At 72.0% G+C, this 12,550-nt stretch carries 13 protein-coding genes, 1 tRNA gene and 3 pseudogenes; 12 read left to right on the plus strand and 5 right to left on the minus strand.

The window, feature by feature from the left end; genetic code table 11:
* The first annotated feature begins 11 nt into the window (after nucleotides 1-11).
* On the plus strand, nucleotides 12-824 hold the full coding sequence (locus tag QUE44_RS13700) for a M15 family metallopeptidase (protein WP_286215247.1): 813 nt from the start codon (nucleotides 12-14) through the stop codon (nucleotides 822-824).
* Between the two features lie 209 nt (nucleotides 825-1,033).
* Nucleotides 1,034-2,107 (plus strand): alanine dehydrogenase, encoded by a 1,074-nt coding sequence (ald, locus tag QUE44_RS13705; protein WP_286215248.1) that lies wholly within the window; start codon nucleotides 1,034-1,036, stop codon nucleotides 2,105-2,107.
* Nucleotide 2,108: 1 nt separating this feature from the next.
* On the opposite strand, the gene QUE44_RS13710 is transcribed toward ald, so the two are convergent.
* Nucleotides 2,109-2,270, minus strand: coding sequence for a hypothetical protein (locus QUE44_RS13710; protein ID WP_286215249.1), 162 nt, complete (start codon nucleotides 2,268-2,270; stop codon nucleotides 2,109-2,111).
* Nucleotides 2,258-2,890, minus strand: a pseudogene (locus tag QUE44_RS13715) (patatin-like phospholipase family protein); the annotation flags it as partial. The pseudogene QUE44_RS13715 and the gene QUE44_RS13710, both read right to left, overlap by 13 nt.
* Nucleotides 2,891-2,987: 97 nt before the next feature.
* Between QUE44_RS13715 and QUE44_RS13720 the strand changes: the two are divergent.
* Nucleotides 2,988-3,491 carry a hypothetical protein gene (locus QUE44_RS13720; protein ID WP_286215250.1) on the plus strand — a complete coding sequence of 168 codons (504 nt, stop codon included), beginning with the start codon at nucleotides 2,988-2,990 and terminating at the stop codon, nucleotides 3,489-3,491.
* A 5-nt stretch (nucleotides 3,492-3,496) separates the two neighbouring features.
* Here QUE44_RS13720 and QUE44_RS13725 read toward each other — a convergent pair whose 3' ends face one another.
* Complete coding sequence (locus QUE44_RS13725) at nucleotides 3,497-4,165, minus strand: SDR family NAD(P)-dependent oxidoreductase (RefSeq protein WP_286215252.1); 669 nt, start codon at nucleotides 4,163-4,165, stop codon at nucleotides 3,497-3,499.
* 92 nt (nucleotides 4,166-4,257) lie between these two features.
* A tRNA-Arg gene (locus QUE44_RS13730) sits at nucleotides 4,258-4,330 on the minus strand.
* Nucleotides 4,331-4,415: 85 nt separating this feature from the next.
* Between QUE44_RS13730 and QUE44_RS13735 the strand changes: the two genes are divergently transcribed.
* The 6 genes and pseudogenes from QUE44_RS13735 to QUE44_RS13760 all read left to right on the plus strand — a co-directional run bounded on the left by QUE44_RS13735 (nucleotide 4,416) and on the right by QUE44_RS13760 (nucleotide 9,388).
* On the plus strand, nucleotides 4,416-4,787 hold the full coding sequence (locus QUE44_RS13735) for a hypothetical protein (RefSeq protein WP_286215253.1): 372 nt from the start codon (nucleotides 4,416-4,418) through the stop codon (nucleotides 4,785-4,787).
* 30 nt (nucleotides 4,788-4,817) lie between these two features.
* On the plus strand, nucleotides 4,818-5,618 hold the full coding sequence (locus QUE44_RS13740; RefSeq protein WP_286215255.1) for an MBL fold metallo-hydrolase: 801 nt from the start codon (nucleotides 4,818-4,820) through the stop codon (nucleotides 5,616-5,618).
* A 9-nt stretch (nucleotides 5,619-5,627) separates the two neighbouring features.
* On the plus strand, nucleotides 5,628-6,044 hold the full coding sequence (locus QUE44_RS13745) for an MmcQ/YjbR family DNA-binding protein (protein ID WP_286215256.1): 417 nt from the start codon (nucleotides 5,628-5,630) through the stop codon (nucleotides 6,042-6,044).
* A 32-nt stretch (nucleotides 6,045-6,076) separates the two neighbouring features.
* Nucleotides 6,077-7,750 (plus strand): arginine--tRNA ligase, encoded by a 1,674-nt coding sequence (argS, locus tag QUE44_RS13750; protein WP_286215257.1) that lies wholly within the window; start codon nucleotides 6,077-6,079, stop codon nucleotides 7,748-7,750.
* Nucleotides 7,751-7,752: 2 nt separating this feature from the next.
* Nucleotides 7,753-9,095 (plus strand): annotated as a pseudogene (lysA, locus tag QUE44_RS13755) (diaminopimelate decarboxylase).
* Nucleotides 9,096-9,154: 59 nt separating this feature from the next.
* The gene (locus QUE44_RS13760) at nucleotides 9,155-9,388 is read left to right on the plus strand and encodes a hypothetical protein (RefSeq protein ID WP_286215258.1); all 234 of its coding nucleotides are present in this window, start codon (nucleotides 9,155-9,157) and stop codon (nucleotides 9,386-9,388) included.
* Between the two features lie 92 nt (nucleotides 9,389-9,480).
* Here QUE44_RS13760 and QUE44_RS13765 read toward each other — a convergent pair whose 3' ends face one another.
* On the minus strand, nucleotides 9,481-10,338 hold the full coding sequence (locus tag QUE44_RS13765; protein WP_286215259.1) for an NmrA family NAD(P)-binding protein: 858 nt from the start codon (nucleotides 10,336-10,338) through the stop codon (nucleotides 9,481-9,483).
* Nucleotides 10,339-10,445: 107 nt separating this feature from the next.
* On the opposite strand from QUE44_RS13765, the gene QUE44_RS14275 reads away from it, so the two are divergent.
* The 3 genes and pseudogenes from QUE44_RS14275 to QUE44_RS13775 all read left to right on the plus strand — a co-directional run.
* Entirely contained in the window at nucleotides 10,446-10,700 is a 255-nt protein-coding gene (locus QUE44_RS14275) for a winged helix-turn-helix transcriptional regulator (protein ID WP_350226851.1), read from the plus strand.
* Nucleotides 10,666-10,935, plus strand: a complete 270-nt coding sequence (locus tag QUE44_RS14280; RefSeq protein WP_350226852.1) for a hypothetical protein — start codon at nucleotides 10,666-10,668, stop codon at nucleotides 10,933-10,935. The genes QUE44_RS14275 and QUE44_RS14280 overlap by 35 nt, the downstream gene beginning before the upstream one ends.
* A pseudogene (locus QUE44_RS13775) lies at nucleotides 10,902-12,191 on the plus strand (homoserine dehydrogenase); the annotation flags it as partial. The gene QUE44_RS14280 and the pseudogene QUE44_RS13775, both read left to right, overlap by 34 nt.
* Nucleotides 12,192-12,550: the final 359 nt, after the last annotated feature.

The raw sequence follows: 12,550 nt of genomic DNA on the forward strand, positions 1-12,550 counted from the left end.
ACATGGTGAGCATGCGCGGCGCACTGCACACGCCGCGTTCCGCCCACCCCTCTCGCCACCCCGCGCGGCACCCGTCGCGCAAGGAGCGGCGCATCGAGCAGACGCAGGAAATCCAGATCCGGACCACCCACCTGCGACGCAAGATCGCGACGCGCACGGGCGTGCTTGTGGGCTTCGTGGCCGCGATGGTGGTCTACCCCGTGATGGGCACGATCGCCCCCTACGCGAACGCAGCCGAGCAGCTGCCCGGTGTGGTCGTGGGCGAGTCCCCCACCACCGCCACGGCGATCCTGGGTGCCGGCCCGCAGTTCGAGGCCTCCGACCTTCCGCTTCCCACGGTCGACGACCAGTCGGGTGCGGTCCTCACGTCGGCCGACGTCCCCGTCGCGTCGAACCTGCTTCCAGACTGCGACCCGGAGTTCTCCGGCCCGATGAGCAACGGCCAGCTCAGCAGCGACCAGCTGTGCAACCTGTGGGTCTCGGGAGAGCAGATGCGACCCGACGCCGCACTCGCGCTCGCGGCGCTTAACGAGCGCTTCAAGACCGAGTTCGGCACGGACATCTGCATCGCCGACACGTACCGCTCGATCTCGGACCAGTACTCGACCAAGGCGACGCGCGGCTACCTGGCCGCGACGCCGGGCACCTCGATGCATGGCTTGGGCCTCGCGGTCGACTTCTGCCGCTCTCACGCCTCGGGCGTGTACCTGTCGTGGTTCAAGCGCAACGCCGCGACCTACGGCTTCTGGAACCCGGACTGGGCGAAGACGTCGAAGTACGAGCCCTGGCACTGGGAGTACCAGACCTTCACCGCGTACGAGTAGGGCGTTGCCGGGCAGGCTGCCTGGCTCCGAGCGGACTGTCGCGACGTGGGCGCACGCCGTGCGCGGTGTCCGAACCAGCGCGTGGCGCGTCTCCCCGAGGTGTAGGAAGGGAGACGAGGGCGGCCATCATCCCTGGTCGCCCGCCCCCGCGCGACGATGCGCCGGCCACGAGCCGCGCGCGGTGTCGCCCGAGCGCTGAGGAGGCCGCGGTGCTGGTCGGAGTCCCCACGGAGACCAAGAACAGCGAGACCAGGGTCGCGCTGACCCCTGCGGGCGTGCGCGCGCTCGTCGAACGCGGGCATCGCGTGGTGATCGAGGAGGGGGCGGGTCGCGGCTCGGCGATCGCGGACGAGGACTACGCCGCGGCGGGAGCGACGCTCGCCGGCGCCGCGGAGGCGTGGGCGGCCGACGTGGTCCTCAAGGTCAAGGAGCCGCAGCCGCACGAGTACGCGCTGCTGCGTGACAACGTGCTCTTCACGTTCCTGCACCTCGCGGCCAACCCAGCGCTCGCCGACCTGCTGTGCGCGGCAGGCACGACCGCGCTGTCCTATGACACGGTGCAACTCGAGGACGGATCGCTGCCCCTGCTCACCCCGATGAGCGAGGTCGCTGGCCGCTTGTCGGTGCTCGCGGGCGCGCACCACCTGCTCAACCCGCAGGGCGGGCGCGGCGTGCTCCTGCCCGGTGTGCCCGGCGTGCCTGGCGCCCGCGTCACGGTGCTGGGGGCAGGCGTCGCCGGCTCGAATGCCGTGGCGCAGGCCGTCGCGATGGGCGCCGAGGTCACCGCCGTCGACCTCGCCGTGGGGCGGCTGAGGGCGCTCGACGACAGGTACGCGGGTCGCGTCCGCACCGTGGTGTCGACGCCCCACGAGGTCGAGGAGGAGGTGCTCGGCTCGGACCTCGTGATCGGCGCGGTCCTCGTGCCCGGTCGCCCGGCCCCGAAGGTCGTGACTCACGCGATGGTGAGGGACATGCGGCGCGGCAGCGTGCTGGTCGACATCGCGATCGATCAGGGTGGGTGCTTCGAGGACTCGCGCCCCACCACGCACGACAACCCCGTCCTCGAGGTCGAGGGGTCGCTGCTCTACTGCGTCGCGAACATGCCCGCCGCGGTGGGGGCGACCGCGACGCGCGCGCTCACCAACGTCACGTTGCCCTACGTGGTGAGGCTCGCGGGCGGGGTGGACGATGCCGTCGCGTCGGATCCCGCCCTGGCGCGCGGGATCAACGTGCGCGCCGGCAGTGTGGTGCATCCCGCGGTCGCCCAGGCGCTCGGCAGATAGGTCACTCCGAGCGCGGCTCGAGCAGGTCGCGCAGCGGCTCCGGGAGCCGCGCGGGCGTGGGCACCTCGACCTCGGGAAGCGTTTCGGGTCGCGGCGCCACGACCGGATACGCGTCGAGTGCCTGCTCCGCGGCCGCGCGCCCGAGCGCGATCAGGCCGGGCATGTCCTCGCGGACCCACTGCGAGCGGCCGCCCAGCTGGGGGAGATGAGGGTGACGTCCGCGCGGATCTCGAGGGCGTGGACCTTGAGCGTGGTCTCGAAGCCCGGAGCCTCCCACTCGGGCGCGAGACGCACCCCGATGACGTGGCGTGCGCCCAGCTCGAACGTCGCCTCGAGCGGCAGGTTCTCGAGCAGGCCGCCGTCCGCGAGGAGGTGACCGTCGAGCCTCAGCGGCCGGAATAGCCCCGGCACCGAGATCGACGCCCTCATGGCATCCGCGAGGCTGCCGTGATCGAGCAGGACCACGCGGCGCGTGGTGAGGTCCGTGGCGACGGCCGCGTAGCGCACAGGCAGGTCCTCGATGCGCGGATCCCCGCCGGAGATCGCCTCGATCGTGGCACGCAGCCCCGCCGTGTCGAGGATGCCCAGGCCCGGGCGGAACGTGAGCGATCCGAAGTGTCCCCACTCCGCGCGCAGCACCATGGCCTCGATCGTGTACGGGTCCATGCCGGAGGCATACGCGCCTCCGATCAGCGATCCCGCCGACGTCCCCACGACGAGCGAGGGCGTGATCCCGCGCTCCGCGAGCACCTGGAGGACGCCCACGTGGGCCGCACCGAGCGCGCCGCCTCCCCCAGGGCCAGTCCCAGGTGAGGCTCGTACCGAAGGTCGGTGGTCACCCGTTCAGAGTAGGCGGGGCGGCGCGAATAGGCTGGATGTCATGTCCGACACCCCTGCCGAACCGCGTCGCACCTGGTTTCCCCTTGCCGCGGCCGCCGCGGTCGCGGTCCTGGTGATCGTGGGGGCGGTGGTGGCGACGTGGCTGACGTCGCGCATGAGCCCGGCCCACGCCGATGCGGTGAGGGCATGTGAGGCCGCGTACGCCGAGGCGGGCGACGGCGCCCCCGAAATCGTCGCGGGCGACGTCTACGGCAGCGCCGACTGGCGCGACCTGCGGTCGTTCCTCGAGGCGCAGGGCGTCCTCGACTCCGCCGGCACGGACGTCGCTGCTGCGATCGCGCCGTCCGTCGACGCCTCGGCTGCGGCGCTCGCGGAGGCGGGGCGCGACCGCGTCACGGTGGTGTGGTGGCTCGAGTCCGAGGAGCACCTGGCGTGCACGGTCGACGTCGAGGACGGGCGTGCGCTTGACTCCTCGGCGACGCTGGGAAGCCTCGGCGACTTCGCGACCGGTGCCGTGACCGGCGCCGTGCCCGTCGCGGACTGACCGCCCTACTCCCGCCCCTCCTCGAGAGGGATGAGCATGGTCCGGAAGTCTCCGGGTCCGCGGTGGAGGTCCCAGATGCGGTCCGCGACCTCCTCAAGCGTGTAGCGGAGCTTGGGGATCGCGCCGGGAATCACGAGTTGGGCGACGTGGACCCCCTCGCCCGCGAGGGCATCGTGCAGCATCTCGCCGTAGGCGCTCTCGGCGGGGAAGGCGACGGACGTTCCCGAGAATCCCGCGCGGGCCTTCACGGACGTGCCGCCGTTGATGAGGACGATGCTTCCTTCTCCCGCCGCGCGCATCGCGGGCAGCACGGCACGGGCCGCGTGAATGAGGCCCAGCGCGGAGAACCGCAGGGCCTCGAGGGCCAGCTCGGGCGTGAGGTCGAGCACCGGCTCGAGGTAGGCCCGCGAGGGGAGTGGGCTGTACTGCAGCGCGGTGACGGGGCCCAGGCGTGCGGAGGCGTCGGCGAGCGCCGCCTCGAGCGAGGCGCCGTCGCGGACGTCGGCCGCGAAGCCCGCCGCGGTGACCCCGTCCTGCGCGAGCTCGCCCGCGAGCGCATCGAGCTTCGACTGGTCGCGGGAGACGAGGGCGATCGAGAATCCCTCGCGCCCGAACCGGCGCGCGACCGCCGCTCCGAGGCCGGGTCCTGCGCCGATGATCGCGAGCGTTGGCATGCGTGGCTCCTTCGTCGGTGGGGTCTGTCTCGACCCTAGCGCCGGGGAACCACAAAGGCCCCTCCGAGGAGGGGCCTTGCGTGTGCGGATCGTGCCCCCGACAGGAGTCGAACCTGCGACCTACGGTACCGGAAACCGGCGCTCTATCCGCTGAGCTACGGGGGCATGCCCGGACGGACCGGGCCGAATGAGGATATCAGCAGGCAGGGCTCTCCCGTGCTGCGCTCTCCCGCCCGTGCGATGCTGAGACATGCGCACGCAGACGTCGCAGTTCCTCGCGGCCCTCATCCTTGCCAGCGGCCTGGCCACCGGCGTCGCGGCGTGCGGGGACGCCGGAGGGGACCCGCGCGACGCGCGCGAGCCCGATGCGGTGGGCACGGTCGTGAGCGTGGAGACCCTGGGCGACGCGATCACGGTGGTGTTCGCGCCAGATCCCGGCTACGAGTACTTCGAGGGCACCACGTTCGCGTTCGCGGAGGGTGGTGCGCTCGAACGGCCGGACGGCGAGCCTGCCGCGGCGTCCGACGTCGCGGTGGGCGAGCGCCTCGAGGTGTGGGTCGACGCGTGCGCCGAGTCCTTCCCCGTCCAGTGCGCGGACCCGTACGGACGCCTCCTTCCCTAGCGCGCGTGCGCCGAGCGCGACACTGGACCCATGAGCGACGCGGACCTCAGCCCAGTCGAGATCTCTCTGGTGGGCGGGCCCACGGTGGTGCTGGGCTACGCAGGTCTCACGATCGTCACGGATCCGACGTTCGACCCACCGGGCACGTACGGCACCCTCACCAAGCTCGCCGGACCCGCCTTCGAGCCCGCCTTCATCGGCCACGTGCACCTGGTCCTGCTGTCTCACGACCAGCACGAGGACAACCTCGACACCGCGGGACGCGAGCTGCTCGCACATGCCGGCCACGTGGTGTCGACCCCTGGCGCGGCCTCGCGCGTCCCCGGTGTCGTGGGCCTCAAGCCGTGGCACAGCGTCACGCTGTACGGCGCGCACGCTCCGGTGTGCGTCACGGCGGTTCCCGCGCTGCACGGTCCTCCCGGGGTGGCCGACGCCCTGGGCGAGGTTGCGGGATTCGTCCTGCGGGCGGCGGGCTGGCCCACCGTGTACTTCTCGGGAGACAACTCGGAACTCGACGCCGCCGCGGCGGTCGCACACCGCTTCCCCGACGTCGGGGTCGCGCTCGTGTGCGCGGGCGCCGCGCGAGTGGATCGGCTGGGCGACGCGCTGCTGACCGCCGACGCCGCGCGGGTCTGTGCGGTCGCCGACCTCTGGCCCGACGCGACGGTGGTGCCCGTCCACATCGACGACTGGGCGCACTTCTCCCAGCCCCGTCCGGCCCTGCGCGCGGCGCTCGCGGACGACCCCGCCCGCCCCCGCATCGTCCTCCTGGACAAGGGAGCCGCGGTGCGACTCGGGGGCCGCGCGGCGGCTGTCGGAGGGCGCGTCTAGGGTCGTGGCATGGAGACGATGCAGGACGGCCTCGCGCCGGTGGAGGAGTGGATCGCGGCGGTGATCGCCGGTCTTCCCGGCGCGCACGTGGTGCCCTACCCCGACTGGGGCTCGCAGACCTTCCAGGTGGGAGGCAAGCACTTCGGCAGGGTGGGCGGGTCGCCTGAGGGGAGGCGCATCGTCACCGTGAAGGGCGATCCGGAGGTCAACGCGACGCTCGTCGCGCGGTACGAGGACGTCTCGCCCGGCTACTACGCGGACAAGCGGCTGTGGATCTCGCTCGCCGTAGATGACGACGCCTCCGTGCCGCGCGACGTCGTGGTCGAGGCCATCGAGGCCGGCTACGAGGTGGTGCGTGCGAAGCTGCCGCGCCGCGTGCGCGACACCCTGGAAGCCGACGCGACCCCTGGAGGCCCACCCGCGTGAGCGACACACGCGCGCACGGATAGACTCGATGGGTGACCCCTGAAGAGCTCTCCGCGACCATCCGCGCCGCCATCCTCGCCGGAATCGACGACAGCGACTTCCAGCTGTCGCCCTTCGATGTTCCGGAGGTGCGCGTCGAACGCCCCCGCCAGCGCGAGCACGGCGACTGGTCGACCAACGTCGCGATGCAGCTCGCCAAGCAGGCGGGCACCAATCCTCGCGAGTTCGCGCAGACCCTGGTCGAGCGCCTCGTGCAGGAGGACGGAATCGACGCGGCCGAGGTCGCGGGTCCCGGCTTCATCAACATTCGCCTCGCGGCGGACGCGGCGGGCCTGCTCGCCAAGGGAATCGTCGACTACGGCGACGACTACGGACGCGGCGAGTCGCTCACGGGTAAGACGGTCAACATCGAGTTCGTGTCGGCCAACCCGACCGGACCCGTGCACATCGGCGGCACGCGCTGGGCCGCGGTGGGTGACTCGCTCGCGCGCCTGCTCGAGTTCCACGGCGCGAAGGTCATCCGCGAGTACTACTTCAACGACCACGGCGCGCAGATCGACCGCTTCGCCGCGTCGCTGCTCGCGGTCGTCACGGGCGAGGACGCCCCCGAGGACGGCTACGGCGGCGAGTACATCCAGGACATTGCCAACGAGGTCATGATGCAGGCCGCAGCCGGCGGCTACCGCGACCCGCTCGAGCTCCCGCGCGAGGAGCAGCTCGAGTTCTTCCGCGAGCACGGCGTGGCCCTCATGTTCGACTCGATCAAGCGTCAGCTGCACGACTTCGGAGTCGACTTCGACGTCTACTTCCACGAGGACTCGCTGCACCACTCCGGCGCGGTCGACGAGGCCGTCGAGCAGCTGAAGAAGACGGGCGCGCTGTACGAGAAGGACGGCGCCTGGTGGCTGCGGTCGACCGACTACGGCGACGACAAGGACCGCGTGGTCATCAAGTCGGACGGCAAGCCGGCGTACATCGCGGGCGACCTCGCCTACTTCAAGGACAAGCGCCACCGCGGCGCGGACCTGTGCATCTACCTTCTGGGCGCGGACCACCACGGCTACATCGCCCGTCTCAAGGCCGCCGCCGCGGCCTTCGGCGACGATGCCGACACGGTCGAGGTGAAGATCGGCCAGCTGGTCAACCTGGTCAAGGACGGCCAGCCGGTGCGGATGTCGAAGCGCGCGGGCAACGTCGTCACGATCGAGGACCTGGTCGAGGCCGTGGGCGTCGATGCCGCGCGCTACGCGCTCGCGCGCTCGAGTGCGGACTCAACGATCGACATCGACCTCGACCTGCTCGCGTCGCAGTCCAACGCGAACCCGGTGTTCTACGTGCAGTACGCCCACGCGCGTTCGGCGGGCGTGGCGCGCAACGCGGCCGAGTACGGCATCCGCCGCGAGGACGGCTTCGACCCGTCGTTGCTGACTCACGAGTCGGAGTCCAAGCTGCTCGGCATCCTGGGCGAGTTCCCGCGCGTGGTCGCTCAGGCCGTCGAGTTCCGCGAGCAGCACCGCGTGGCCCGCTACCTCGAGGACGTCGCCGCGGCCTTCAACCAGTGGTACGACCGCACCCGCGTCACCCCGCAGGGCGACGAGGAGGTCTCGGACGTGCACCGCACGCGCCTGTGGGTGAACGATGCCGCGGGACAGGTCCTGCGCAACGGCCTGCGCCTCCTGGGTGTCTCGGCCCCCGAAAGGATGTAGCGATGGCGGTGAGCGCAGTCTTCTCCCGCACCGTGGTGCGTCAGGACGACGGCGCGCTTGCCGTGGGCGGCGCGGACGTGCGCGCGCTCGCGGGCCAGTACGGCACGCCGCTGTACGTGATCGACGAGCACGACATGCGGGGCCGAGCGCGTGCCTTCCGCGACGAGTTCGCGGCGGCCTTCGGCGCCCACGGCGCGGAGGTCGACGTGTTCTACGCGTCGAAGGCCTTCCTGTCCTCGAAAGTCGCCAAGTGGATGCATGAGGACGGCCTGTTCATGGACGTCGCTTCGGGCGGCGAGCTCGAGATCGCGCTGCGCGGGGGATGCCCGCCGCACGGATCGGCCTCCACGGCAACAACAAGTCCGACGACGAGCTGCGCCGCGCCCTCGAGGCCGGCGTGGGGAGGATCGTCGTCGACTCGTTCACGGAGATCGAGACGCTCGACCAGATCGCGCGCGGGCTCGGGACGCGCGCGCCGGTGCTCGTGCGCGTGACCACGGGTGTGCACGCCGGCGGCCACGAGTACATCGCGACGTCTCACGAGGATCAGAAGTTTGGGCTGTCGCTCGCCTCGGGCGCGGCCTTCGATGCGCTGGTCGCGTGCCAGGACGCCGAGGGCATCGACCTGCGCGGCATCCACACGCACATCGGCAGCCAGATCCTCTCTCTCGAGGCGTTCCAAGAGAGCGCCGAGCGCATGCTGGGCCTGCGCGCCGCGTTCCGCGCGGAGATCGGCGTCGACCTCCCCGAGGTCGACCTTGGGGGCGGCTACGCGATCCAGTACACCCCCGCGGGAGAGGCCCTGAGCCCGCACGATGCCGCGGCAGGGATGGCGGAGGCCGTCGCCGCCGCGATGTCGCGCGTGGGCGGCACGTGGCCGCGCCTCAGCATCGAGCCCGGTCGTGCGATTGCCGGTCCCGCTGGCCTCACGCTGTACCGCGTGGGCGTGGTCAAGCACGTGGGTCTCGAGGACGGCGGCCAGCGCCAGTACGTCGCGGTCGACGGCGGCATGAGCGACAACATGCGCACCATCACGTACGGCGCGGAGTACACAGCGACCATTGCGTCGCGGCTGTCCGAGTCCGAGCCCGCGCTCAGCCGCGTGGTGGGCAAGCACTGCGAGAGCGGGGACATCGTCGTGCGCGACGTCGACCTGCCGAGCGACATCGCGCGGGGCGACCTGCTCGCGGTGCCCGCGACGGGTGCATACGGCAGGGTCATGGCGAACAACTACAACGCGGTGCTGCGGCCCGCGGTGGTCTCGGTCGCGGACGGCGCCTCGACGGTGCATGTGCGCCGCGACACGCTCGAGGACCTGTTCTCGTGGGACGTCGCACCGGACTGAGACGTTCACGTAGTGGGGCGGTCGCCCGGCCGTCCTCGAATGGAAACGAGGAGGCGGACATGTCCGACACCGACGACCAGAGCATGGACGAAGGCACGGCTGCGTTGCAGCATCTCGCCGACGAGGTCGAGCAGGAGCGCGAGCAGGGTCGCAGCGAGTTCGACCTGCCCGACCCACACGAGGACGAGGTCGATCCCGAGGCGCCGGCGGACGGCCCGGTCGAGCCTCTCGAGGCCGAGGGCACCGACGACGCTCCCGTCACGGGGATCGCGGCACCCAAGCCCTTCCTCTAGCGAGACGTCGTGAGCGACGCGCGGCCGGGGTGTCCACCCCGGCCGCGCGCGACGGTCGATCGTGAGGCGGTGCCTCGCGCAGAGCCGCGCCCTTAGTGCGACTGAGCCGCCGCGACGGCCTCGGCGAGCGAGGTCGCGGGACGTCCGATGAGGCGCTCGAGGGCGTCGCTGTCGGTGTCCAGTTCACCCTTGGCGATCGACGCGTCGACCGCGGCCCAGAAGCCTGCGGTGCCCGCGTCCATGCCGACCTCCTGGAACGTGGCGGTGAGCTGCTCGACGCTCACGTCGGAGTGGGCGACGGGCGTGCCCGTCGCGGCCGCGACGGCCGCGGCAAGGTCGTCGAGGGTGAAGCGCGTGCCGGCCAGCTCGTACGTGCCTCCTGCGTCCTCGGCGAGCGCGGCCGCGGCGGCGGCCTCGGCGTAGTCCGCGCGGGAGGCGGCGGCGATGGTCGCCCCGGCGGTCGCGCCCAGCACCGTGCCGGTCGCGGCGTACGTCGGGATCTGGCCCGTGTAGTTCTCGAGGTACCAGGAATTGCGCAGGACCGTCGCGGGGATGGGGGAGGCGGCGAGGGCCTGCTCGGTCGCGGCGTGCTCGGGCGCGAGCGGGTTGGACGTGGCGTCGGCGCGCAGCAGGGATGTGTAGACGATGCGTCCGACGCCCGCGCGCTCGGCGGCGGCGATGACGGCGGCGTGCTGGGCGACGCGCTTACCCACCTCGGACGCGGACACGAGCACCAGGCGGTCCACGCCGGCGAGGGCGGCGTCGAGCGTGTCGGGCTGGTCGTAGTCGCCGTGGCGCACGTCGACTCCGCGCTCGGCGAGGTCGGCGGCCTTGGCGGTGGTGCGTGCGATCGCGACGATGCTCGACGGGGCGACCCCGCGCGCGATGAGCGAGTCGACCACGAGGTGGCCGAGCTGACCGCTGGCTCCGGTGACGGCGATGGTAGTCATGGCTGTTCCTTCCGAGAGGGTGACGCGGCGCACTGCGCACCGTTCGCCATGCACTAACTCTGAGTTAGCGCTGTGTATTCCCGAGCGAGGAGGCGTATCCTCGAGTCATGTCCTCCGCCGCCCCGCGACTCGAGCCGCCGGCCGGCCACGGCTCCGAGCCGGGTCCGTCGCCCGAGCTCGTCACGAGCGTCTTCGCGGCCGCGTGCACGTCGCGGGCAGTCTTCGAGGACGTCACGAGCAAGTGGGCGTCGCTGGTGCTGCTCGCGCTCGGCGAGAGCCCGCACCGGTTCGGCGAACTCCGTCGCCGCGTCGAGGGTGAGCGAGAAGATGCTCTCCCAGACGCTGCAGTCCCTCGAGCGTGACGGGCTGCTCGTGCGCGAGGTGCGCAGCGCGATTCCCCCACGTCGACTACTCGCTCACGGAGCTCGGCGCCGAGGCGGCCGCGCGGCTCCGCGCCCTCGCCGACCTCTTCGAGGGCTCGACCGCGCAGGTCGAACGCGCCCGGGCGTCCTATCGCCGCGTTCCCTGAGCCCCCGCATCGTCCCCTCCCCGCCGCCGCTAGAGTGGGTGCCGTGTCAGACCCCGCGAAGCCCGTGAGAATCGCCATCCTCGGCCCAGGAACCGTCGGCTCGGAGGTCGTGCGTCTCCTCTCCGAGCAGGGGCCCGACCTCGCCGCGCGCGTGGGCGCGCCGCTCGAGCTCGCCGGAGTGTACGTGCGCGACACGTCGAAGGACCGCGGGCCGCACCTGCCCGCCACGGTGCTGACGTCGGATGCGTCGGCGCTCGTGGCCGGGGCCGACGTCGTGGTCGAGCTCATGGGCGGCATCGAGCCCGCGCGCACGCTGATCCTCGAGGCGATCGCTGGCGGAGCCTCGGTCGTGACCGCGAACAAGGCGCTGCTCGCCGCGCACGGGCCCGAGCTCTACGAGGCGGCCGACGCGGCGAACGTCGACCTCTATTTCGAGGCCGCCGTCGCGGGTGCGATTCCGCTGGTGCGACCCGTGCGCGAGTCGCTCGCGGGCGACCACATCACGCGCATCCTCGGGATCGTCAACGGCACCACGAACTACATCCTCGACGAGATGACGCGGCGCGGGCTGTCGTACGACGTCGCGCTCAAGCAGGCGCAGGAGCTGGGCTACGCGGAGGCGGATCCCACCGCGGACGTCGAGGGGCACGATGCCGCGGCCAAGGCCGCGATCCTCGCCTCTCTCGCGTTCCACCAGCGGGTGGCGCTCGAGGACGTCTACTGCGAGGGCATCTCCGCGATCACCGCGGAGGACGTCATCGCGGCGCGCGAGACCGACCAGGTCATCAAGCTGCTCGCCATCGCCGAGCGGACGCCCGAGGGAGTGGCCGTGCGCGTGCACCCCGCGCTGGTGCCGTCCGACCACCCGCTCGCGGGGGTCCACGGCGCATTCAACGCCGTCTTCATCGAGGCCGAGTCCGCGGGCGGCCTCATGTTCTACGGACAGGGAGCGGGAGGGACGCCCACGGCATCGGCCGTCCTGGGCGACCTGGTCTCCGTGGCGCGCCACCGCGCGAACGGGGGCAAGGGTCCGCGCGAGTCCCACTACGCGGTGCACGACGTCCTGCCGATCGAGGCGGCCCTCACGCGGTACTGCGTGCGCATGGCGGTCGAGGACCGCCCCGGCGTGCTCTCCGCGGTGGCCGAGGTGTTCGCGCAGCACGGCGTGGGCATCGAGATCGTGAGGCAGGTGCCGGGCCAGACGCATGCCGGGCTGATCCTGTCGACCTACGCGGCGCCCGAGCGCGACCTGCGGGCGACGGTCGAGGGGCTGCGCCGCAGCGACGCGGTGGCCGCGGTGAAGTCCGTCCTGAGGATCGAGGGAGTAGCGGTGGCACACGTGTGGCGCGGGATCATCAACGAGTACCTGGACCGGCTGCCGTTCACGGCCGAGGACAGGATCGTCACGCTCGGCGAGGGCGGCACGCCGCTGGTGCACGCGCCGTCGATCTCCGCCGAGGTCGGGGCCGAGGTCTTCGTCAAGGTCGAGGGCATGAACCCGACCGGGTCCTTCAAGGATCGTGGCATGACCTCCGCGATCACGCAGGTGGTGAAGGACGGCGACCACACCGTGGTGTGCGCCTCGACGGGCAACACGTCCGCCTCCGCGGCCGCGTACGCCGCTCACGCGGGGCTGCGCTGCGTCGTGATGATCCCCAGGGCAAGATCGCGGCGGGCAAGATG

Origin of the sequence: Demequina sediminis (assembly GCF_030296675.1) — a bacterium.
Classification (GTDB): Bacteria; Actinomycetota; Actinomycetes; order Actinomycetales; family Demequinaceae; genus Demequina; species Demequina sediminis.